This window comes from Dyella ginsengisoli LA-4 (assembly GCF_000334915.1).
GTDB classification, from domain to species: Bacteria; Pseudomonadota; Gammaproteobacteria; order Xanthomonadales; family Rhodanobacteraceae; genus Dyella_A; species Dyella_A ginsengisoli_A.
Window position 1 is genome coordinate 41366 of record NZ_AMSF01000025.1, and the last position, 22799, is coordinate 64164.

The 22799-nt window shown below is 69.5% G+C and carries 15 protein-coding genes; 10 read left to right on the forward strand and 5 right to left on the reverse strand.

The genetic code is table 11. The features are described 5' to 3' along the window. Positions 1–162: 162 nt before the first annotated feature. From C693_RS0107225 to C693_RS0107255, 7 genes are all read left to right on the forward strand, one after another. Positions 163–2589: a DEAD/DEAH box helicase gene (locus tag C693_RS0107225; protein WP_017461589.1), complete on the forward strand. Its 2427-nt coding sequence runs from the start codon at positions 163–165 to the stop codon at positions 2587–2589. After that, a complete protein-coding gene (locus C693_RS0107230) occupies positions 2586–3440 on the forward strand; it encodes a ribonuclease H-like domain-containing protein (protein ID WP_017461590.1) in 855 nt (284 codons plus the stop codon). Before C693_RS0107225 ends, C693_RS0107230 begins: the two co-directional genes overlap by 4 nt. A gap of 128 nt (positions 3441–3568) precedes the next feature. Beyond that, positions 3569–4624, forward strand: coding sequence for a LacI family DNA-binding transcriptional regulator (locus C693_RS0107235; protein WP_017461591.1), 1056 nt, complete (start codon positions 3569–3571; stop codon positions 4622–4624). Positions 4625–4891: 267 nt separating this feature from the next. Next, a complete protein-coding gene (locus C693_RS0107240) occupies positions 4892–7396 on the forward strand; it encodes a TonB-dependent receptor (protein WP_017461592.1) in 2505 nt (834 codons plus the stop codon). Beyond that, on the forward strand, positions 7393–9345 hold the full coding sequence (locus C693_RS0107245; protein WP_017461593.1) for an alpha-amylase family glycosyl hydrolase: 1953 nt from the start codon (positions 7393–7395) through the stop codon (positions 9343–9345). Before C693_RS0107240 ends, C693_RS0107245 begins: the two co-directional genes overlap by 4 nt. Then, positions 9338–10288, forward strand: a complete 951-nt coding sequence (locus C693_RS21305) for a PfkB family carbohydrate kinase (RefSeq protein WP_017461594.1) — start codon at positions 9338–9340, stop codon at positions 10286–10288. Before C693_RS0107245 ends, C693_RS21305 begins: the two co-directional genes overlap by 8 nt. Next, positions 10285–11589 carry an MFS transporter gene (locus C693_RS0107255; RefSeq protein WP_017461595.1) on the forward strand — a complete coding sequence of 435 codons (1305 nt, stop codon included), beginning with the start codon at positions 10285–10287 and terminating at the stop codon, positions 11587–11589. The genes C693_RS21305 and C693_RS0107255 overlap by 4 nt, the downstream gene beginning before the upstream one ends. Positions 11590–11656: 67 nt before the next feature. Here C693_RS0107255 and glnA read toward each other — a convergent pair whose 3' ends face one another. The 4 genes from glnA to C693_RS0107275 form a co-directional block, all read right to left on the reverse strand. Beyond that, positions 11657–13066 (reverse strand): type I glutamate--ammonia ligase, encoded by a 1410-nt coding sequence (glnA, locus tag C693_RS0107260; protein ID WP_017461596.1) that lies wholly within the window; start codon positions 13064–13066, stop codon positions 11657–11659. Between the two features lie 195 nt (positions 13067–13261). Next, positions 13262–14545: an ammonium transporter gene (locus C693_RS0107265; RefSeq protein ID WP_052329368.1), complete on the reverse strand. Its 1284-nt coding sequence runs from the start codon at positions 14543–14545 to the stop codon at positions 13262–13264. Positions 14546–14639: 94 nt separating this feature from the next. Then, complete coding sequence (locus C693_RS0107270) at positions 14640–14978, reverse strand: P-II family nitrogen regulator (RefSeq protein WP_017461598.1); 339 nt, start codon at positions 14976–14978, stop codon at positions 14640–14642. A 69-nt stretch (positions 14979–15047) separates the two neighbouring features. After that, positions 15048–15809 carry a TorF family putative porin gene (locus C693_RS0107275; protein WP_026107248.1) on the reverse strand — a complete coding sequence of 254 codons (762 nt, stop codon included), beginning with the start codon at positions 15807–15809 and terminating at the stop codon, positions 15048–15050. A 676-nt stretch (positions 15810–16485) separates the two neighbouring features. On the opposite strand from C693_RS0107275, the gene C693_RS0107280 reads away from it, so the two are divergent. Further along, complete coding sequence (locus C693_RS0107280) at positions 16486–17283, forward strand: undecaprenyl-diphosphate phosphatase (protein WP_017461600.1); 798 nt, start codon at positions 16486–16488, stop codon at positions 17281–17283. Here the strand turns inward: C693_RS0107280 and C693_RS0107285 are convergent. Then, on the reverse strand, positions 17229–18251 hold the full coding sequence (locus C693_RS0107285; protein ID WP_017461601.1) for a LysR family transcriptional regulator: 1023 nt from the start codon (positions 18249–18251) through the stop codon (positions 17229–17231). The genes C693_RS0107280 and C693_RS0107285 overlap by 55 nt on opposite strands. Positions 18252–18393: 142 nt before the next feature. Between C693_RS0107285 and C693_RS0107290 the strand changes: the two genes are divergently transcribed. Together C693_RS0107290 and C693_RS0107295 are read left to right on the forward strand one after the other, a co-directional pair. Continuing rightward, positions 18394–19596, forward strand: a complete 1203-nt coding sequence (locus tag C693_RS0107290) for an efflux RND transporter periplasmic adaptor subunit (protein ID WP_017461602.1) — start codon at positions 18394–18396, stop codon at positions 19594–19596. A gap of 4 nt (positions 19597–19600) precedes the next feature. Next, positions 19601–22798, forward strand: coding sequence for an efflux RND transporter permease subunit (locus C693_RS0107295; RefSeq protein ID WP_017461603.1), 3198 nt, complete (start codon positions 19601–19603; stop codon positions 22796–22798). The last annotated feature ends 1 nt before the right edge of the window (position 22799 follow it).

The following is a 22799-nucleotide window of genomic DNA, read 5'->3' on the forward strand; positions in this document are numbered from 1 at the left end:
TTCCGCCGCAATGTCGAGCGAAGAACCTGGGCTGTCAACAACGATGATCGGAACGGCTCTCCCGACAGTGCCCACCCGTTCCGACCTCTTCTCTGCGAGACGTCTCACGCGGTGAGACCTGTCACCGCTCTACTGCGATGCCCGCCCATCGCGAGCCACGCCATGAACGCCCTGATCGATCCGGCCCACCGCGCCGACGAGGCTGCTGCCGACGAACTGGTGCTGCGCGGCCCCGCCGACGGCGGTGCGCTGGCGGCGCGGCTGGCCAAGCGCTACGCCGGGCGGGTGACCGGTTCGTTCGTGGTGCCGGGGCGCGAGGGGGCGTACGAGCCGCTGCCGGAGGATCTGCCGCCGGCGCTGGCCGATGCCCTGCGCGCGCGCGGCATCACCCAGCTCTACAAGCATCAGGGCGAGGCGTGGGCGGCGGCGCAGGCGGGGGCGCACGTGGCGGTGGTGACGCCGACGGCCTCGGGCAAGTCGCTGTGCTACACGCTGCCGGTGGTGGCCGCGGCGATGCAGAGCCACGCCAAGGCGCTATACCTGTTTCCGACCAAGGCGCTGGCGCAGGACCAGGTGGCCGAGCTGCTGGAGCTCAACCGCGCCGGCGAACTCGGGGTGAAGGCGTTCACCTTCGACGGCGACACGCCGGGCGATGCGCGGCAGGCAATCCGCCTGCACGGCGACATCGTGGTGAGCAACCCGGACATGCTGCACCAGGCGATCCTGCCGCATCACACCAAGTGGGCGCAGTTCTTCGAGAACCTGCGCTATGTGGTGATCGACGAGGTGCACAGCTACCGCGGCGTGTTCGGCTCGCACGTGGCCAATGTGATCCGCCGGCTCAAGCGCATCTGCGCGTTCTACGGCGTGCGCCCGCAGTTCATCCTGTGCTCGGCGACCATCGGCAATCCGCAGCAGCACGCCGAGGCGCTGATCGAGGCGCCGGTGCATGCGATCACCGAATCGGGCGCGCCCTCGGGCGACCGTCACGTGCTGCTGTGGAACCCGCCGGTGGTGAACCCCGACCTCGGCCTGCGCGCGTCGGCGCGTTCGCAGAGCAACCGCATCGCGCGGCTGGCGATCAAGGCGGGGCTGAAGACGCTGGTGTTCGCGCAGAGCCGCAGCATGGTCGAGGTGCTCACCAAATATTTGAAGGACGTGTTCGACCACGACCCGCGCAAGGCGCCGCGCATCCGCGCCTACCGCGGCGGCTACCTGCCGACCGAGCGGCGCGAGGCCGAGCGGGCGATGCGCGCGGGGAACGTGGACGGCATCGTCAGCACCTCGGCGCTGGAGCTGGGCGTGGACATCGGCGCGCTGGACGCGGTGGTGCTCAACGGCTATCCCGGCTCGGTGGCGGCGACCTGGCAACGCTTCGGCCGCGCCGGTCGCCGGCAGCAGTCGGCGCTGGGCGTGCTGGTGGCCAGCTCCGATCCGCTGGACCAGTACCTGGTGCGTCACCCGGAGTTCTTCGAGGGCGCGCCGCCGGAGCACGCGCGCATCGCGCCGGACCAGCCGCTGATCCTGCTCGATCACATCCGCTGCGCCGCGTTCGAATTGCCGTTCGTCGGCCACGAGGTGTTCGGCAACGAGGTGGCCACGCCGTGGCTGGAAGTGCTGGGCGAGGAAGGCGTGCTGCACCGCGAGGGCGATCGCTGGGAATGGATCGCCGACAGCTATCCGGCCAACGCGGTGTCGCTGCGTTCGGTGGCCGACGGCAACTTCGTGGTGGTGGACCGCACCGGCGGGCGCCAGACCATCCTCGCCGAAGTGGACTACTCCGCCGCCGCACTGACCCTGTACGAGGGCGCCATCCACATGATCCAGGCCACGCCCTACCAGGTGGAGCGACTGGACTGGGAGGGGCGCAAGGCCTACGTCACGCGCACCCACGTCGACTACTACACCGACGCCATCGACTACACCAAGCTGAAGGTGCTGGACGCCTTCGGCAGTGCGCCGGCCGGGCGCGGCGACGCGCATCACGGCGAGGTGCACGTGGTGCGGCGCGTGGCCGGCTACAAGAAGATCCGCTACTACACGCACGAGAACATCGGCTACGGCCCGGTGAACCTGCCCGACCAGGAGCTGCACACCACCGCGGTGTGGTGGCAGCTGGACCAGCGCACCCTGCAGCAGGCCTTCGACGAGCGGCAGCAGGCGCTGGACGGTTTCCTCGGCGCCGCCTACGCGCTGCACATCGTCGCCACCGTGGCGGTGATGGCCGAGTCGCGCGATCTGCAGAAGGCGGTGGGCAGCGGCGACGGCGCGTGGTTCGTCAGCAGCGACGCCAGCGGTCGCGGCCAGCTGCGCGGCGCGGACGGCCAGCCCACCGCGTTGGAACCCGATGCGCCATTCACACCCACGGTCTACCTGTACGACGCCTTCCCCGGCGGCGTGGGGCTGAGTGCGCCGCTGTTCGAGCGGCGCGAGGATCTGGTCGCGCAGGCGCGTTCGCTGCTGGAGCGCTGCGATTGCCACTTCGGCTGCCCGGCCTGCGTGGGGCCGGTGCTGGCCGTGGACGAGGCCGCCGAGCGTGCCCCCAAGGCCTTGGCCGCGCGCGTGCTCGCCCTGCTGGCCAGCCTGTGAGTGCGTTGCGCGACCGGTTGCGCGGCCTGCGCGCGCAGGCCGGCCAGAGCGTGGCGGCCGCGGCACCGGCACCCGCGCCGCGCCAGACCACCATCGAGGACCTGCGCTGGCTGCTCGGCGTGCGCGCCCGCTCGCGGGCCCGTCCCACCACACCCTTCCCGGCGCGCGACCGCGAGCTGTTCGGCGAGGAGATCGCGCCGGGCCTGCGCTACACCGAGGAACACGTCGACTGGCCCGGCCCGCCCGCGCCCATCGACACCCGCTTCGCCCGCCGCGAGGAGATGATTGACCCGGCGCGCCTGCTGCACTTCGACACCGAGACCACGGGACTGGCCGGCGGCACCGGCACCCGCGCCTTCATGATTGGCGCCGCCGACTGGTGCGGCGGCCGATTGCGCCTGCGCCAACTCACCATCACCACCATGGCCGCCGAGCCGGCGATGCTGCGTACCTTCGCCGAGTGGCTGGCGCCGGACAGTGTGCTCGTCAGCTACAACGGCAAGTGCTACGACGCACCGCTGCTGGCCACCCGCTACCGCCTCGCCCGGCTGGCCAACCCGCTGGCCGGACTCGATCACCTGGACCTGCTGCATCCGGTGCGCCGCCACTGGAAGGGCCAGTGGGAGAACTGCCGGCTGGCCACCGCCGAACGCCAGCTGCTGGGCGTGCTGCGCGAGGACGACCTGCCCGGCTCGGAAGCGCCGGCCGCCTGGCTCACCTACCTGCGCGGTGGCCCGGCGACCAACCTGCGCCGCGTCGCCGCGCACAACGCGCAGGACCTGAAGAGCCTGGCCGGTGTGTTGCTGCGGCTGTCGGCGCTGGGCGGGGTGGCGGCTCGCGAACCAAGCTAGGCACGCCGCCCGGCACTGCATTAGGCTGGGCGCTTGCCCGTGAAGTGCCCGCAGGTCGCGAACGTCATGAATGTCATGTCTTTCCGTTCCCCTCTTGTGCCGGACCAGGCCGCGGGGAGACAGGCCGCATGAGCCGGCGCACCGCGCCGCCCGATCCGCGCAAGCGCATGCAGATGGCCGACCTGGCCCGGCTGGCCGGCGTCTCGGCGTCCACCGTATCGCGCGCCCTGGCCGGCAGCCCGCTGATCAGCGAGGACACCCGCGAACGCATCCAGACCCTGGCGCGCCAGTTCAACTACACCGTCAACAGCGTCGCCACCGACCTGCGCTCGGGCGTCAAACGCACCATCGCCGTGGTGGTGCCGTACGAACCGGGCACGCGACAGAGCTTCGCCGACCCGTTCCTGCACGGCATGATCGGCGCGCTGGCCGACGCCCTGACCGAGCGCGGCTACGAGATGCTGCTGTCACGCATCGACGCCGAGCGGCTCGATGCCGCCGCCTCGCTGGTGGATGGCGGACGCGCCGCCGGACTGATCCTGATCGGCCAATGGCGCCACCACGACCAGCTCAACGCGATGGCCGAGCGCGGCCTGCCGCTGGTGGTGTGGGGCGCCAAGCTGCCGCGCCAGCAGTACTGCACGGTGGGTGGCGACAACCTGCAGGGCGGGCGGCTGGTGGCCGAACACCTGATCGTGCAGCACCGCCGCCGGCTGGTGTTTCTCGGCGATACCGGGCTGCCCGAGGTCGCCCAGCGCTTCCGTGGCTTCACCGCGGTGCTCAAGGAGCATGGCGTGGAACTCCAGCTGCGCGCCAACGTGCCGTTCCTGGTCGAGAGCGGGCGGCAGACCATGGCCGCGCTGCTCGACGAACAGCCCGACATCGACGGCGTGTTCGCCAGCAGCGACCTGCTGGCGATGGCGGCGATCGGCGCGTTGCGCGAGCGCGGCCGCCGCGTACCCGAGGACGTGGCGGTGGTCGGCTACGACGACGTCGAGCTGTCGCGCCACTTCAATCCCCCGCTCACCACGGTCAGCCAGCCGATCCACGAAGGCGGCGCCGCCATGGTGGAACAGCTGCTGGCGCAGCTCGCGGGCGAGGCGGTGACCCGCGCCCGGGTGCTGGATACCCGCCTGGTGGAGCGCGAAAGCAGCCGCGCCGCCGGTTCGCCCGCCCACGGTTGATCGTGCAGCGCAGCACGAAACCGGCTCTCCCGGGCATTGATGCAAACGATTGCACCAAGGGCACAAACCGCATGCCCCAGCGCCTTCCTTCAGCGGCTTTGAGCTGCTAAAAACGTTTTCATGCAAGGCGGCGGAGCCCTGCTGCAACGCGCATTGCAATCGATTGCACTGAAGCCGACGATGGATCCGCAACCGATCCGGAGGTCGGCCCGCCCGGGGTATCGAGGGGATGAGGCGCGGCTTCTTTCACCGCATGGGGAGAGAACGATGAACAAGCACGCTGTCCGCAAGCACGCGCTCGCCGTCGCCGTGGCGCTGGCCCTGCTGCCGGCCCTGGCGATGGCCCAGGACGCCGCCGGCGACGCCCGCCCGACCAGAAACGACGCGTCCACCGCCAAGGCCGAGAAGAAGGCGGTCAACCTCGACCAGATGGTGGTCACCGCCTCGCCGGGCGCGCTGAGCAAGATGAGCTCGAGCATTTCGGTGAGCTCGCTGGAGGCCGACCAGCTGGCCGACAGCGGCGCGCAGAGCGCCTCGGACATCCTGCGCGACGTGCCCGGCATCCGCGCCGAATCGTCCGGCGGCGAGGGCAACGCCAACATCTCGGTGCGCGGCCTGCCGGTGGCCTCCGGTGGCGGCAAGTTCGTGCAGTTCCAGGTGGACGGCATGCCGGTGCTGGAGTTCGGCGACATCGCCTTCGCCACGCCGGACACCTTCCTGCGCCCGGACTTCAACATCGACCACGTCGAGGTGGTGCGCGGCGGCTCCTCGTCGGTGTTCGCCAGCAACGCGCCCGGCGCGGTGTTCAACTTCATCACCAAGACCGGCCAGGAAAAGGGCGGAGACATCGGCCTCACCACCGGCCTGAACTACGACAGCAAGCGGCTGGATTTCGACTACGGCCAGCCGGTGAGCGACAGCACCCGTTTCCACTTCGGCGGCTTCCTGCGCAGCGGCGAAGGCCCGAAGAGCGTGGACTACACCGCGCAGTCCGGCGGCCAGCTGATGGCCAACGTCACCCACGACATCGACGGCGGCTTCCTGCGCCTGAGCGCCCAGCTGCTGGACGACAAGGCACCGGTGTACCTGCCGGTGCCGGTGTCGATCACCGGCAGCAACGGCAACCCGACGGTGCGCTCGCTGCCGGGCTTCAACCTGCGCGACGGCGCGCTGCAGTCGCCGTACTTCCAGCGCGACCTGGCGATCGACGCGAACGGCAACCGCAAGGTCACCGACCTGTCCGACGGCTACCACTCCAAGGTCCGCGCGTTCGGCGGCGAGGGCAAGTTCGACCTCGGCGACCAGTGGACCCTGCACGAGCAGTTCCGCATCGCCTCCAACAGCGGCGACTTCGTCGGCCCCTACCCGGCCGAGGTGAATACCGCCGACGCGCTGGCGCAGGAGATCGGCGGCGCCGGTGCCACGCTGGCCTACGCCACCGGCCCCAACGCCGGCCAGCCGGTGGCCGCCGGCACGGTGGGCGGCAACGGCCTGGCCACGCGGGTGCACCTGTTCAACGTGTCGCTGCCGAACATGGACAACGCCACCAACGACCTGAAGCTCAAGCGCGACTTCCAGCTCGACAGCGGCCCGCTCTCGCTGCTGCTGGGCTACTACCACTCGCGCCAGGACATCGTGCAGGACTGGCACTGGAACACCTATCTGGAAACCGTGCAGGGCAAGGACGCGAGCCTGCTCGACGTGTATGACGCCAACGGCAACAAGCTCACCCAGAACGGGCTGGTGGCCTACGGCACGCCGTACTGGGGCAACTGCTGCGTGCGCTCGTACGACGCGCACTACGACACCGACGCGCCGTACGTCTCGCTGTCGTGGCAGCCGGGCGCCTGGCAGATCGACGCAGGCCTGCGCTACGACCGCATGCGGGCGCGCGGCAGCTACGCCGGCGCCAGCGGCGTGACCCCGATCGACGTGAACAACGACGGCACCCTGCAGGTGCCGGAGCAGACCGTGCCGGTGGTGGACAACAACGCCGCCAAGCCGATCCGCTACACCAAGAGCCACCTGGAGTACTCGTTCGGCGCGAACTACCTGCTCACCGACGAGCTGGCCCTGTTCGGCCGCGCCAGCCGCGGCGCGCGCTTCAACGCCGACCGCCTGCTGTTCGGCGGCGGCCTGCTCGACAACGGCACCGCGCCGGACGGCGTGGCGGTGAACGTGGTCAAGCAGCTTGAGGGCGGCGTGAAGTGGAACACCCGCCACACCAGCCTGTTCGTCACCGGGTTCTACGCCACCACGCAGGAGCAGAACCAGGATGTCACCTCGCAGACGCAGTCCCTGATCAGCCGCAACTACAAGGCCCACGGCGTGGAAGTGGAGGGTTCGGTCGACTACGGCAGCTTCAGCGTGCGCGGCGGTGTCACCTGGACCCACTCGCGCATCACCAAGGATGCGATCACCCCGGCCAATGTCGGCAACGTGCCGCAGCGCCAGGCCACCTGGGTCTACCAGCTCGCGCCGACCTGGCATGTGGGCGACTTCGACCTCGGCGCCACCGTGCTGGGCACCACCAAGTCGTACGCGACCAACCCGAACGGGCTGGTGATGCCGGGCTACACCCAGGTGAACGCGTTCGCCCGCTACAACGTCAACGACCGCAACGCGATCACGCTGCAGGCCGACAACCTGTTCAACGCCACCGGCCTGACCGAGATCGACCAGAGCCCCGGCAGCGTCACCGCGAACGGCCTGAACACCGCGCGCTCGATCCTCGGCCGCACCATCTACGCCAGCTGGCACTACCGCCTGTGACCTTGAACGAAGCCGACTCCCCCGTGGCCGGGCCGTCGCGATCCGCATGGATCGCGGCGGCCCGCGGCCGTTTCCTCGAAGCCCTGCCCACCGACCGCCAAGCCGACGGGGCGCGGCGGTTCGACCGCGCCGGCGAGGCACTGGTCGACCGCCTCGCCTCGCTCTATGGCCAGCGCGAGGATTTCGCCGAGTGGCTGGGCGCGCTGTGTCAGGCGCTGGGTACTCTTGCCGCAGTACGGCCGCGCGACCTGGCCGCGCTGGACAGCCGGCGCGAATCGCAGCCGGACTGGTTCATCGAGCAGCGCATGCTGGGCTACTCGGCCTACGTGGACCGCTTCGGCGGCACGCTGGCCGGCGTCGCCGGGCGGATTCCCCACCTGGCCCGGCTCGGCGTGGACTACCTGCACCTGCTGCCGTTCCTGCGCGCGCGCAGCGGCGACAGCGACGGGGGCTTCGCCGTGGCCAGCTTCGACGAGGTGGACCCGGCCTACGGCAGCATGGCCGACCTGGACGCGCTCACCACGCAGCTGCGCGAGGCCGGCATCAGCCTGTGCTCGGACCTGGTGCTCAACCACGTCGCCGACGACCACGCCTGGGCCCGCGCGGCGATCGCCGGCGACGCGGACAAGCGCGCGTTCTTCCACGTGTTCGCCGACCACGCCCAGACGGATGCCTACGAGGCGACGCTGGGCGAGGTGTTTCCGCAGGCCGCGCCGGGCAACTTCACCCACGTGCCGGCGATGGGCGGCTGGGTGTGGACCACGTTCTATCCGTTCCAGTGGGACCTCAACTACGCGCACCCGCCGGTGTTCGCCGAGATGGCCCAGGCGATGCTGCGGCTGGCCAACCACGGCGTGGAGGTGTTCCGGCTCGATTCGGCGCCGTTCCTGTGGAAGCGGCCCGGCACGAACTGCCTCAACCAGCCCGAGGTGCACGTGGTGCTGGCCGCCCTGCGCGCCTGCGCCGCGCTGGTGGCGCCGGGCGTGCTGCTGAAGGCCGAGGCGATCGTCCCGGTCGAGCAGGTGATGCCGTATTTCGGCGAGGGCGAGCGGCGCGGCCAGGAGTGCCAGCTGGCCTATCACAGCGGACTGATGGCCAGCGCGTGGGCGGCGCTGGCCGAAGGCGACGCGGCGCTGCCGCGGCAGCTGCTGGCCGGCACGCCGGCGACCCCGCCGGGCACCGGCTGGATCACCTATGTGCGCTGCCACGACGACATCGTATGGAACGTGCTGCGTCCGCTGGTGGAGTCGGCAGGCGGGGAGTTCAACGAGCGCATCGGCCGCGCGGCGGCGTTCCTCGAGGGCAGGGTGCCGGGCAGCTTCGCGCGCGGCGCGGCGTTCCAGGCCGGCGACGACGACGCGATCCACGGCAGCAACGGCATGGCCGCGGCGCTGGTCGGGCTGCCGGACGATCCGCACGTGGCGCCGGACCCGGCGGCCGTGCGCCGCTTCGTGTTGATGCATGCGCTGGCGCTGTGGGTCGGCGCGGTGCCGCTGCTGTACATGGGCGACGAGCTCGGCCAGGGCAACAACGTCGAGCCGGCCGACCGCGCGCGCATCGCGGCGGACGGTCGCTGGCTGCAGCGGCCGCATCTGTCGGCGGCGGCGATGGAGGCGCTGGAGCAGCAGCGCGGCGTGCCCGCCACCACGTTCGCGGCGCTGCGGGCGCTGGTCGCGGCGCGGCGACGGCCCGGCTTCCCGGCGCGCGAAGCGGTGCAGGTGGTCGATGCCGGCCACCCCGGCCTGCTCGCGCTGCGACGCGGGCCCGATGCGCTGGCGCTGTTCCACTTCGGCCGCGAGCCGGTGACGGTCGATCTCACGGCACTCGGGCTGCCGACGGAGGCGCGCGGCGCGATCACCAGCGGCGTGGACGACACCGGCAACCTCCGCACGCTGACGCCGTGGGCCACGCTTTGGATCTTTCCGGAGCGGGAGTCGGACCATGCGTGAATCCTCGCGTCCACTGGTATTCGGCGAGGCGCTGGTGGACGCGTTCGCCGACGGCGTGGTGCCCGGCGGCGCCCCGTTCAACGTGGCCTGCCACCTGGCGGCACTGGGCCGTGCGCCGCGGCTGGTGACGCGGCTCGGCCGCGACCCGGCAGGCGACGCCCTGCGCGCAGCCGCCGCGCGCTTCGGGCTGTCGCTGGACGAGGCGCAGGCGGATGCGGAGACCGCGCGTGTCCTCGTCCACGAGCGGCCGGAAGGGCACGCGTTCGAGATTCCCGATGCGCAGGCGTTCGACCGCATCGACGCGACCGACGCGGTGGCGGTCGCGCAGCGCGCCGGTGCCGGCGCCTGGCTCTACTTCGGCACGCTGGCGCTGCGCGCCGGCCCATCGCGCCAGGCGCTGGCGGCGATCCGCTCGACGCTGCCGCACCGCGCCTACGTCGACCTCAACTGGCGCGAGGCGGGACCGGCGCCGTCTGTGATCCTCGACCTGCTGCGCGACGTCCACGTGCTCAAGCTCAGTGACGAGGAACTGGGGCGGCTGCTCGGCTGGCTCGACCTCGCCGGTCCGACCGGGATGCCGGCACCGGGCGACCGCGACGCCGGCATCGCCGCGCTGTGCGAGCGCACCGGCGCGCGCACCCTGCTGGTGACCCATGGCGGCGAAGGCGCCGTCGCCTGGGACGCCGGCGGCCACTGCACGGCCCGCGCACCGGCACCGCCGCTGGTGCGGATCGTCGACACCGTCGGCGCCGGCGACGCCTTCAGCGGCATGATGCTGGCCGGGCTGGCGCAGGGCGAGGCCGCCGAAGCGGTGCTGGAGGAGGCGGTGGCCTTCGCCAGCGCCAGCTGCGGCTGGCGCGGCGCGCTGCCGGCCGATCCGGCCGTGTACGCTCGCTGGCGCACGCCGCCGGATCACGCCGACATCGAGGGAGCGACCCCATGACGATGCGCAAGCCACGCCTCGCGTTCTGGCAGATCGTCAACATGAACGTCGGGTTCTTCGGCATCCAGTTCAGCTTCGGGCTGCAGCAGAGCAACATGAGCCCGATCTACAAGTACCTGGGCGCCAACGACGCCACCCTGCCCTACCTGTGGCTGGCCGGGCCGATCACCGGACTGCTGGTGCAGCCGCTGATCGGCGCGATGAGCGACCGCACCGACAGCCGCTTCGGCCGGCGCACGCCGTACTTCCTGATCGGCGCGCTGATCTGCAGCCTGTGCCTGCTGGCGATGCCGTTCAGCCCGGCGCTGTGGGTGGCGGCCAGCCTGCTGTGGATCCTCGACGCGGCCAACAACGTGACGATGGAGCCGTACCGCGCCTTCGTCAGCGACCGCCTCGACGCCTCCCAGCACAGCGCCGGCTTCCTCACCCAGAGCGCGTTCACCGGGCTGTCGCAGACGCTGGCCTACCTCACCCCGTCGCTGCTGGTGTTTGCCGGGCTGGACCTGACCGCGACCAACGCGCACGGCATCCCCTATGCAGTGGTGACCGCGTTCGTGATCGGCGCGGTGTTCTCGATCGGCTCGGTCGGCTGGTCGGCGTGGACCACGCCGGAGCTGCCGCTGGACGAGGCCGAGCGCGCGGCCATGCGGGCACGCCCGCGCTCGCTGCGCGCCACGCTGGCGGAGATCGTCGACGCGGTCCGGCAGATGCCGCCGACCATGCGCCAGCTCGCGGTGATGATGCTGTGCCAGTGGTACGCGATGTTCTGCTACTGGGAATACATCACGTTGTCGCTGGCGCGCACGCTCTACGGCAGCACCGACGCCGCCTCGGCCGGCTTCGGCGAGGCGGTGCTGGTGACCGGGCGCATCGGCGGCTTCTACAACGCGGTGGCATTCGTGGCGGCGCTGGCGATGCTGCCGCTGGCGCGACGGATGGGCGCGCCGGTGCTGCACGCGATCTGCCTCACCCTTGGCGGCCTCGGCCTGCTGGCGCTGCCGCTGATCCACGACCCGTGGTGGCTGCTGCTGCCGATGCTCGGCCTGGGCCTGACCTGGGCCAGCCTGATGGGCAACCCCTACGCGATGCTCGCCGGCTGCATCCCGCCGGAGCGCGCCGGCGTGTACATGGGCATCTTCAACGGCTTCATCGTGCTGCCGATGCTGATCCAGATCCTCACCGTGCCGCTGCTCTACCACCGCGTGCTCGGCGACAACCCGGAGAACGTGATCCGGCTGGCCGGCGCCGGCCTGCTCGCCGCCGCCGCGCTCGCGCTGCGCGTGCGGCGCCCCGCGCACTGACCGGCACCTGCCCACGAAAAAGGGGAGCCTCGCGGCTCCCCTCCTTCGTCGCGTCCGACCGCAGCGGTCAGATCGCGTAGTACATCTGGAACTCCAGCGGGTGGGTGCTGGCGCGGTAGGCGGTGACTTCCTTCATCTTCAGCTCGATGTAGGCATCGATGAAGTCGTCGGTGAACACGCCACCGGCCTTGAGGAACTCGCGATCCTTGTCCAGCGCTTCCAGCGCGGCGTCGAGGCTGGAGCACACCTGCGGGATGTTCTTCTCCTCTTCCGGCGGCAGGTCGTACAGGTCCTTGTCCGACGGTGCACCCGGGTCGATCTTGTTCAGGATGCCGTCCAGGCCGGCCATCATCAGCGCGGTGAAGGTGAGGTAGCCGGACTGCAGCGGATCGGGGAAGCGCACCTCGATGCGGCGGCCCTTCGGGCTGGACACGTACGGGATGCGGCAGCTGGCCGAGCGGTTGCGGGCCGAGTAGGCCAGCATCACCGGCGCCTCGAAGCCCGGCACCAGGCGCTTGTAGCTGTTGGTGCCGGAGTTGGAGAACGCGTTGATCGCCTTGGCGTGCTTGAAGATGCCGCCGATGTACCACAGCGCGGTCTGGCTCAGGCCGCCGTACAGGTCGCCGGCGAACAGGTTGTTGCCTTCCTTCGACAGCGACTGGTGCACGTGCATGCCGCTGCCGTTGTCGCCGACGATCGGCTTGGGCATGAAGGTGACGGTCTTGCCGTTCTGGTGGGCGACGTTCTTGATCACGTACTTCAGGGTGATCAGCTCGTCGGCCTTCTTCACCAGCGTGTTGAACTTGACGCCGATCTCGCACTGGCCGGCGTTGGCCACCTCGTGGTGGTGCACCTCGACGGTCTGGCCGAGCGCCTCGAGCACCTTGCACATGTCGGCGCGCAGGTCACCCAGCGAGTCGACCGGGCTGACCGGGAAGTAGCCGCCCTTCACGCCCGGACGGTGGCCGGTGTTGCCCTCGTCGTACTTGAAGCGCGAGCTCCAGGAGGCTTCCTCGGACTCGATCTCGTAGAACACGCGGCCCATGTCGTTCTGCCAGCGCACCGAGTCGAAGATGAAGAATTCCGGCTCCGGACCGAAGAACGCCGTGTCGGCCACGCCGGTGGATTTCAGGAACGCCTCGGCGCGCTTGGCGATCGAGCGCGGGTCGCGGCCGTAGGCCTGCATGGTCGAGGGCTCGAGCACATCGCAGTGGAGCACCAGCTGCGGGTGGCCGCTGAACGGGTCGATGTAGGCGGTGTCGGGATCGGGCATCAGGATCATGTCCGACTCGTTGATGCCCTTCCAGCCCGAGATCGACGAGCCGTCGAACATCTTGCCGTCCTCGAAGGTGCTCTCGTCGATGGCGTGGGCCGGGAAGGTGACGTGGTGCTGCTTGCCCAGCATGTCGACGAAGCGGAAGTCGACGAACTCGACGTCATGCTCCTGGATCAGGTCAAGCACTTTGGCAACGGACATGGAAGAACCTCGGTGGTGGATTGGCAGCAGGGTTTTAGCAAGCGCCATGCCACCCCCGGGACCGGTCGCGCGCCGCGCAGGCATGCGGTTCGCGGGGACGGCCGGGCGGACTGACGCATCAAACGTGGGCAACGATAACTGGATTTTGCACTAAAAAGGGGCGCGCCCGTTCCACGACGCGGGCGCGCCCAAGGTTTACCCCTCGTAGGCGCTCTCGCCGTGCGAAGTGATGTCCAGGCCCTCGCGCTCGGCCTCGGCCGAGACCCGCAGCCCGAACACCGCCTTCACCACCAGGTAGGCCAGCACCGAGACCACGCCGCTCCAGACCAGGGTCACGCCCACGCCCAGCGCCTGCACGCCGACCTGCTGCAGCATCGTGCTGTTGCCGCTGCCGTAGCCGGTGCCGCCGAGCATCGGCGCACTGAACACGCCGGTGAGCAGGGCGCCGACGATGCCACCCACGCCGTGCACGCCGAACACGTCCAGCGCGTCGTCGGCACGCAGCAGCTTTTTCAGCCCGGTCACGCCCCAGACGCAGGCGAGGCTGGCCGCCGCGCCGATCGCGATCGAGCCCATCGGACCGACCGTGCCGCAGGCCGGCGTGATCGCCACCAGGCCAGCCACCGCGCCGGAGGCACCGCCGACCATCGAGGGCTTGCCCTTGTGCACCGCCTCGATCAGCAGCCACGCCAGCACCGCCGCCGCCGTCGCCACCAGGGTGTTGATGAAGGCCAGCGCCGCGCCGGCGTTCGACTCCAGGTTGGAGCCGGCGTTGAAGCCGAACCAGCCCACCCACAGGATCGCCGCGCCGACCATGGTGAAGGTCACGTTGTGCGGCTTCATCGACTCGCGCCCCAGCCCCAGCCGCGGACCGACGAAATAGGCGCCGACCAGGCCTGCGATACCGGCATTGATGTGCACCACCGTGCCGCCGGCGAAGTCCAGCGCGCCCCGGGCGAACATGAAGCCGTCCGGGCCGTACCAGACCATGTGCGCGATCGGCAGGTAGGCGAAGGTGAACCACAGCGCGCAGAACACCAGCACCGCGCGGAAGCGCATGCGCTCGGCGAACGCACCGACGATCAGCGCGCCGGTGATGCCGGCGAAGGTCGACTGGAACACCACGAACACGTATTCGGGCAACGCCACGCCCGTGGTGAAGGTCGCCGCCAGGCTGTCCTTGGTCACGCCCCTGAGGAACAGCTTGTCCAGGTTGCCGATGAAGGCATTGCCTCCGTTGAAGGCCAGCGTGTAGCCGTAGATCACCCACAGCACCACGATCATCGAGAACACCGTCATCACCTGCATCAGGATCGACAGCACGTTCTTCGAGCGCACCAGGCCGCCGTAGAACAGGGCCAGGCCAGGCACCGTCATCAGCAGCACCAGCAGGGTGGAGGTGAGCATCCAGGCGACGTCGCCCTTGTCGACGGTGGGCGCCGCCTCGGCGGCATGGGAGGCCGGCGAGACGAGCAGCATGCACAGCACGGCGAACAGCAGCGCCCAGGCCGGAAGCGCCCGGACGGAACGGGAAAGCGCGATCTGATTCATGGAAGACCTCGTGGAAGCGGAGTCAGAGGGCATCGGCGTCGAGTTCGCCGGTGCGGATGCGGACGACCTGCTCGACCGGGCTGACGAAGATCTTTCCGTCGCCCACGTTGCCGGTCCGGGCGGACTGCTGGATCGCCTCCAGCGCGCCGTCGAGCTGCTCGTCGGTGACCACCACGTCCACCTTCAGCTTCGGCAGGAAGTCCACGACGTATTCGGCACCCCGGTACATCTCGGTATGCCCCTTCTGGCGCCCGAAGCCACGCACTTCGGTCACCGTGATGCCGCTCACCCCCGCCGTGGCGAGCGCATCGCGCACCTCGTCGAGCTTGTACGGCCGGATGATGCAACTGACCAATTTCATGCCTGTATCCCCCTCATGCCTGTGTACACGTGAAGGACGGCGGCCCCCCGGCCACCGCCGCGGACCCGATCAGAACGACTTGCCGAGCGTGAGCACGCCGGTGGCGCGCCCGACGTAGTGGCCGTAGGCATTGCTGTAGACGCTGCGCGAGGCATTGGTGTCGTAGTAGCCCAGCGACACCGAGTAGCCGTGGTCGAAGGCCTTGGTCACGCCCACCTTCCAGTCGCTGTACGAGGCACCGGCGACGTTCTTCACGTCCTGGTGGCCGGCGTGCAGGTTGAGCGTCCAGCCCGGGCTGAATTCGACGTTGTAGGAAAGGTCGACGTAGCCGGAGTTCTTGCTGTCGGCGAAGCCGAACAGGTTGGTCAACGCATGCGAGTACTTCAGCGTCACGCCCTTGTAGCCCAGCGAGCCGTAGACCTCGGTGGTGTAGGGGCGGGTGAAGCCGCTCGGGTAGCTGCCCGGGTAGTAGTACTCGTACAGGCCGACGTCGTAGCTCCAGTCGCCGGCGAAGCTGCCGCGGAAGCCGGTGTAGAAATCCAGCTCCAGGCTGCTGGAGATGTGCGCGGCGTCGGTCGACGCATCGGACAGCCAGCTGATGTTGCTGCCCCAGGCGCCGACATACCAGCCGCTGGCGTGGTCGTATTCGATGCCCGGCTGAACCGCCGGTTTCCAGTTGGTCTGCGACAGGCCGCGGAACAGGTAGTCGTTGACCACCGCCACGCTGCCTGCCACCGAACTCTGCGGCGCGTCGTCCGCCATCGCCGGCATGGCGACCATCGCCGCCATCATTGCCGCTCCCCACATCGACCGCTGCACACTTCGCTTCATCGACCCTCTCCCGTGCCAGAGTGAGCGCCCCGTACACGGACGTCTGGACGTCCGTGCATGGAACGCATGACCAGGCCAGCGACGGTCGCCCCGAACAGGGGACGCGACCGCCCGACCGAGTTATCGGTAAGCAAGTAGCTCGCTACAGCGCGAAAGCGCCCTGACCCGTCGGGCCGGCGCAGCGGCCAGCCGGTCCCGCCACCGCGCGGCGCGGCCGGGCGGCTGGATCTCGGGTGTGTGGCGGATCGGCCAGCCGACGGGCGGCGGGCGATGAAGAGGCGGGCTCACGTCCAGCAAGCCGCATGATTCGGCAGGGGTCGGAAGCAACGACGGCGGCGTCGCGGATATCGCGCGCCCGGCCAGGCGAATGTCTCCCCACTGCCGGCTCCAGCTAATCGCAGGCGCGTGACTTGCGCTGCCTCGCGAAGCGGCCGGAGCTTTGCTGCAATTTGATCCTGCCTTATGACTTGCTGCATTGCAATAAGGTGACCTGGCCGTTGCTTATCACATTTCGTTACAAGAACGCTGCAATGCCGCACGGAAAATCCGCGGGCGATCGGTCTCGACGTTGCCCGGCGAACGCCCCGGTTCCGCAGGCCATTTCGCAGCCGCAGCCCGTATGCTGTCGCCCTTTGTGGCGGCCACGGTGGCCGTCCCCGCGCCAAGGCCCGCTCCAGTGATCGATCTGCTCCGCGTCATCCTCCTCGGCATCATCGAAGGCATCACCGAGTTCCTCCCCATCTCCAGCACCGGCCACCTGCTCATCGCGGAAAAGCTCGGACTGGGCGCGCGATCGGACCTGTTCAACGTCGGCATCCAGGCCGGCGCGATCCTCGCGGTCACGCTGATCTACTGGAAGCGCATCTGGCAGTTGCTGACGCAGTGGCGCGACCCGGCCAACCGGGACTACCTGGCCAAGTTGACCGTGGCCTTCCTGATCACCGCGGTGCTCGGGCTGATCGCCGTGAAGCACGGCTTCAAGCTGCCCGAGACGGTGACCCCGGTGGCCTGGGCGCTGGTGATCGGCGGCGTGTGGATGATCGCTGCCGAGCAACTCGCCGCGCGGAGGCCACCCAGCACGCAGGTGACCTGGACGGTGGCGATCCTGGTCGGCATCGCGCAGATGGTCGCAGGCATCTTTCCGGGTACCTCGCGCTCCTCGGCGACGATCTTCACCGCACTGCTGGCCGGTACCGGCGATCGACCCGCCGCGACCGAGTTCGCCTTCCTGGTCGGCATCCCGACCATGTATGCAGCCACCGGCTACGAGCTGCTCAAGGTGCTGAAGAACGGCGGCGCCGCCCATGAGGACTGGACCGCGCTGGCGGTCGGCTTCGTGGTGTCGGCGGTGGTCGCGTTCGCGGCGGTGAAGTGGCTGCTCGGCTACATCCGCAACCATCGCTTCACCGCCTTCGCGGTCTATCGCATCGCGTTTGGTCTGGCGCTGCTGGCCTGGATGCCACTGGGCAGCTGAGCGAGCGCCGGCGTCTTCGGCACGCCCGTCGATCCCGGGGCCACGGGCATCGGCGGGCGCTTGAACACATCCGGCTCGTTCAGCGCGTCGAACAGCTCGCGCACCCAGCCGATGAAGGCGCGCACCCGCGCCGACAGGTGGCGTTTCTGCGGATAGACGATCCACACCGGCTTGCCGATGGAGCGCACGTCGGTCATCACCAGCTGCAGCATGCCCTTGCTCAGCAGGCACGAGGCCAGCAGATGTGGCGCCTGGGTGATGCCCAGCCCTTCGCTCACCGCCTGGATCACCGACTCGCCGTCGTTGATCAGCAGGTGCGCGTCGATGTCCACCTCGATCTGCCCGTCCGGTCCGTCGAACTGCCACTGTCGCGGCTTGCCGTTCGGGTACACGTAGTTGATGCAGCGGTGGTGCCTGAGGTCGTCGATGCCGGCCGGAGCGCCATGCCGCGCGAGATAGTCGGGTGAGGCGAGCACGACATTGCGCAGGTAGCCGATCTTGTGCGCGATGTGGCTGGAGTCCTCCAGCTGGCCGACGCGGATCGCGCAGTCGATGCCCTCGCCGTTGAGGTCGCCGGGCAGGTCGCTCATCAGCAGCTCGAGGCGGATGTCCGGGTAGCGCCTCTCGAACTCGGCCAGGCGGGGGATCAGCGCCGCGCGCCCCACCCCCAGTGAAAGACCGACCCGCAGTTTGCCCGCCGGCTCGCGACTCGCCTCGCCCAGCGCCTCGGTCGCCTCGCTGAGGTCGGCGAGGATCTCCCTGCAGCGGGCATGGAACGCGGCGCCGTCCTCGGTCAGCCGCAGCGAGCGGGTGGAACGGAACAGCAGGCGCGCGCCGAGCCGGGCCTCCAGCCGGGAGACGGCGCGACTCACCCCGGAGGGCGTCATGCCGAGCTGGGCGGCGGCGGCGGCGAAGCTGTTCGCTTCGACCACGCGAACGAAGACTGAGATGGCGGAAAAGTCTTCCATCAGGGGTTTCCTCGGGCGATTGGTGACTGGGAGTCACCATTGCATTGCACCAAACGACGGTTTTCTATACCGGACAGTGTACCTATTCTCCCGGGCCTCGCCGACTCCCCCGGTTCGGCGCACGTTGCTCAGGGAGCCCGTCATGCAGAAACGCTGGATCTTCATCGCCCTCGCCGTGGCGCTCGCCGCCGGCAGCTGGGCCGTCCTGGACCATCACGGCAGCAGCCAGGCACAGGCCGCGCCGCCGCCCCCCGCCGTCACCGTCGCCCAGACCCTGGTCCGCGCCGTCGGCGACACCGCCCAGTTCACCGGCCACCTGCAGGCCGTCGATACCGTGCAGGTGCACCCGCGGGTCAGCGGCTACATCGACAGCGTGCTGTTCAAGGAAGGCACGCTGGTCCACAAGGGCGAGCTGCTGTTCCGCATCGACCCCCGCCCCTACCAGGCCGAGGTTGACCGGCTGCGCGCCAACCTCGCCCAGGCCCGTGCCGAGGCGAAGCTGGCCGGTGAGAATGCCGCGCGCGGCAAGCGGCTCGTGGCGCAACACGCGATCTCGCGCGAGGAGGCCGATCGGCTGGACACCGCCGCCGCCAGCGCCCGCTCGCAGATCGCCGCCACCGCCGCGGCACTCGATGCCGCGCAGCTCAACCGCGAGTTCACCGAAGTGCGCGCGCCGATCGACGGCCGCGTCGGCAATGCCGAAATCACCGCTGGCAACCTGGTCACGCCCGCCGACGTGCTGACCAGCGTGGTCAGCGTGAACCCGGTCTACGCCTATTTCGACGTCGACGAGCACAGCTACCTCGAACTGGACCGCCTGCGCCGCGACCACCGCAGCCCGCCGCGGGTGGCGATGGCGCTGGCAGACGAGTCCGGCTTCCCCCACGCCGGACGCCTCGACTTCGTCGACAACCAGCTCGACACCGCCAGCGGCACGATCCGCCTGCGCGCCGTGTTCGACAACAGCGACGGCCGTTACACCCCGGGCCTGTACGTGCGCCTGCAGCTGCGCACCGACAGCGCCAAACCGCGTGCGCTGATCGACGACCGCGCCGTCGGCACCGATCTGGGCAACAAGTTCGTCTACGTGCTCGGCAAGGACGGCACGGTGAGCTACCGCAAGGTCACCACCGGTCCGCTGGTCGACGGCCTGCGCGTGATCGAGGAAGGCCTGACCGCCAACGACGTGGTGGTGGTGAACGGCCTGCAGCGCGTGCGCCCCGGCATGCCGGTGAACCCGACCCGCGTGTCGATGGAGTCGCGCAGCCTGGAACCCGATACCCAACTGGCCTCCGGCGGCAGCAATCCGTCGCAGGGCCCGGCGCTGACCCGCGCCCAGGACTGATCCCATGAAACTCGCCCAATACTTCGTCGATCGACCGATCCTCGCCGGCGTGCTGTCGGTGCTGATCGTGATCGCCGGCGCGATCTCGCTGTTCCAGCTGCCGATCAGCGAGTACCCGGAAGTGGTGCCGCCCACCGTGGTGGTGCGCGCCAGCTACCCCGGCGCCAACCCCAAGGTGATCGCCGAGACCGTCGCCACGCCGCTGGAGACCCAGATCAACGGTGTGGAAGGCATGCTCTACACCTCCTCGCAGGCGACCAGCGACGGCGCGATGACGCTGACCGTCACCTTCGCCCTCGGCACCGACCTGGACAACGCCCAGGTGCAGGTGCAGAACCGCGTGGCGCAGGCCCTGCCGCGGCTGCCGGAGGAAGTGCAGCGGCTCGGCGTGACCACGCAGAAGAGCTCGCCCGACCTGACCATGGTGGTGCACCTGATCTCGCCGGACCAGCGCTACGACATGCTGTACCTGTCGAACTACGCGCGCCTGCACATCAAGGACCAGCTCGCCCGGCTGGACGGCGTCGGCGACGTGCAGATCTTCGGTGCCGGCGAATACAGCATGCGCGTGTGGCTGGACCCGGACCGCATGGCCCAGCGCGGCCTGATCACCGGCGACATCGTGCACGCGATCCAGGAGCAGAACGTGGATGTGGCCGCCGGTGCGCTGAACGCGCCGCCGGAGCGCGGCAACGCCGCCTTCCAGCTCAACATCAACACCCGCGGCCGGCTGGTCAGCGCGGACGACTTCCGCAACATCGTGGTGCGCACCGGCAAGGACGGCGCGGTGACCCATCTGCGCGATGTCGCCCGGGTCGAGCTGGGTTCCAACAACTACGCGCTGCGCAGCCTGCTCGACAACAAGCCGGCCGTCGCGCTGCCGGTGTTCGCCCGCCCCGGCTCCAACGCGATCCAGATCTCCAACGAGGTCCGCACCCTGATGGCCGGGCTGAAGAAGGATTTCCCGCAGGGCGTGGACTACCGCATCGTCTACGACCCGACCGTGTTCGTGCGCGGCTCGATCGAGGCGGTGGTGCACACGCTGTTCGAGGCGATCGTGCTGGTGGTGCTGGTGGTGATCCTGTTCCTGCAGACCTGGCGCGCCTCGATCATCCCGCTGGTCGCCGTGCCGGTGTCGCTGATCGGCACCTTCGCGGTGATGCACGTGGCCGGCTTCTCGCTCAACGCGCTGTCGCTGTTCGGCCTGGTGCTGGCGATCGGCATCGTGGTCGACGACGCCATCGTGGTGGTGGAGAACGTCGAGCGGCACATCGAGCACGGCATGGCGCCGCGTGAGGCGACCAGGCAAGCGATGAAGGAGGTGACCGGGCCGATCGTAGCCACGGCGCTGGTGCTGTGCGCGGTGTTCGTGCCGGCGGCCTTCATCAGCGGCCTCACCGGCGAGTTCTATCGCCAGTTCGCGCTGACCATCGCGATCTCCACGGTGATCTCCGCGTTCAACTCGCTGACCCTGAGCCCGGCGCTGTCCGCGCTGCTGCTCAAGGAACGCGGCGCGCCGAAGGACAGGCTGAGCCTGGCGATCGACCGCGGCTTCGGCTGGCTGTTCCGCCCGTTCAACCGCTTCTTCGTGCGCAGCGCGAACGGCTACGTCGGCGGCGTGAAGCGCGTACTGGGCAAGGGCTCGATCGCGCTGGTGATCTACGGCGGTCTGGTGCTGCTGGGCGTGTTCGGCTTTGCCAAGGTGCCGACCGGCTTCGTGCCGGCGCAGGACAAGCAGTACCTGGTGTCGTTCGCGCAGCTGCCCGACGCCGCCTCGCTGGACCGCTCGGAGGACGTGATCCGCCGCATGAGCGCGATCGCGCTGAAGCAGCCCGGCGTGGAGAACGCGGTGGCGTTCCCCGGCCTGTCGATCAACGGCTTCACCAACTCGCCGAACAGCGGCATCGTGTTCGTCACGCTGAAGCCGTTCGACCAGCGGCGTGACCCGTCGCTGTCGGCCGGAGCGATCGCCGGCGCGCTGAACCAGAAGTTCGCGTCGATCCAGGACGCCTACATCGCGATCTTCCCGCCACCGCCCGTGCAGGGCCTGGGCACCATCGGCGGCTTCCGCCTGCAGGTGGAAGACCGCGGCGACCTCGGCTACCAGGAGCTGTACAAGCAGACCCAGAACCTGATCGCGGCAAGCCGGAAGGAGCCGGCGCTGGCGGGGCTGTTCTCCAGCTACCAGGTGGCGGTGCCGCAGATCGATGCGGAGGTGGACCGCGAGAAAGCCAAGGCCGAGGGCGTGGACCTGGCCGACGTCTACCAGACCATGCAGGCCTACCTCGGCTCGCTGTACGTGAACGATTTCAACCGTTTCGGGCGCACCTACCAGGTGAACCTGTCGGCCGAACCGCGCTTCCGCCGCGAGCCGCAGGACATCACCCAGCTGAAGACGCGCAACGCGGCCGGACAGATGGTGCCGTTGGGCTCCTTCGTCACGGTCAGCCAGACCGTGGGTCCGGACCGGGTGATGCACTACAACGGCTATCCCACCGCCGAGATCAACGGCGGCCCGGCACCGGGCTACAGCTCGGGCCAGGCGCAGGCGGCGATCGAGCAGCTGGCCCACAAGACCCTGCCCAACGGCATGAGCTTCGAATGGACCGAGCTGACCTACCAGCAGATCCTCGCCGGCAATACCGCGGTGCTGGTGTTCCCGCTGTGCGTGCTGCTGGTGTTCCTGGTGCTGGCCTCGCTGTACGAGAGCGTGACCCTGCCGCTGGCGGTGATCCTGATCGTGCCGATGGTGCTGCTGTCGGCGATCTTCGGCGTGTGGCTGAGCGGTGGCGACAACAACATCTTCACCCAGATCGGCCTGATCGTGCTGGTCGGCCTGGCGTGCAAGAACGCGATCCTGATCGTCGAGTTCGCCCGCGAGGCGCAGATCCTGGAAGGCCTGGACCGCGTGCAGGCAGTGCTGGAGGCGGCACGGCTGCGGCTGCGCCCGATCCTGATGACCTCGTTCGCCTTCATCATGGGCGTGGTGCCTCTGGTGCTCTCGCACGGTGCCGGTGCGGAGATGCGTCATGCGATGGGCGTGGCGGTGTTCTCCGGCATGCTCGGCGTCACCTTCTTCGGGCTGGCTTTCACCCCGCTGTTCTACGTGTTGATCCGTGGCTGGAGCGAGCGCGCGTCCGAGCGTCGCGCCGCCCGCAAGGCCGCCGCGCAGCTGTCGCTGCCGGCGCTGGAGGAGCATTGAG

What these genes read in the sequence shown, in the direction of transcription:
- C693_RS0107225 (WP_017461589.1), top strand. Translation starts at nt 163, where the DNA reads ATGAACGCCCTGATCGATCCGGCCCACCGCGCCGACGAGGCTGCTGCC.
- C693_RS0107235 (WP_017461591.1), top strand. Translation starts at nt 3,569, where the DNA reads ATGAGCCGGCGCACCGCGCCGCCCGATCCGCGCAAGCGCATGCAGATG.
- C693_RS0107240 (WP_017461592.1), top strand. Translation starts at nt 4,892, where the DNA reads ATGAACAAGCACGCTGTCCGCAAGCACGCGCTCGCCGTCGCCGTGGCG.
- C693_RS21305 (WP_017461594.1), top strand. Translation starts at nt 9,338, where the DNA reads ATGCGTGAATCCTCGCGTCCACTGGTATTCGGCGAGGCGCTGGTGGAC.
- C693_RS0107255 (WP_017461595.1), top strand. Translation starts at nt 10,285, where the DNA reads ATGACGATGCGCAAGCCACGCCTCGCGTTCTGGCAGATCGTCAACATG.
- glnA (WP_017461596.1), bottom strand. Translation starts at nt 13,066, where the DNA reads ATGTCCGTTGCCAAAGTGCTTGACCTGATCCAGGAGCATGACGTCGAG.
- C693_RS0107265 (WP_052329368.1), bottom strand. Translation starts at nt 14,545, where the DNA reads ATGCTGCTCGTCTCGCCGGCCTCCCATGCCGCCGAGGCGGCGCCCACC.
- C693_RS0107270 (WP_017461598.1), bottom strand. Translation starts at nt 14,978, where the DNA reads ATGAAATTGGTCAGTTGCATCATCCGGCCGTACAAGCTCGACGAGGTG.
- C693_RS0107275 (WP_026107248.1), bottom strand. Translation starts at nt 15,809, where the DNA reads ATGAAGCGAAGTGTGCAGCGGTCGATGTGGGGAGCGGCAATGATGGCG.
- C693_RS0107285 (WP_017461601.1), bottom strand. Translation starts at nt 18,251, where the DNA reads ATGGAAGACTTTTCCGCCATCTCAGTCTTCGTTCGCGTGGTCGAAGCG.
- C693_RS0107290 (WP_017461602.1), top strand. Translation starts at nt 18,394, where the DNA reads ATGCAGAAACGCTGGATCTTCATCGCCCTCGCCGTGGCGCTCGCCGCC.
- C693_RS0107295 (WP_017461603.1), top strand. Translation starts at nt 19,601, where the DNA reads ATGAAACTCGCCCAATACTTCGTCGATCGACCGATCCTCGCCGGCGTG.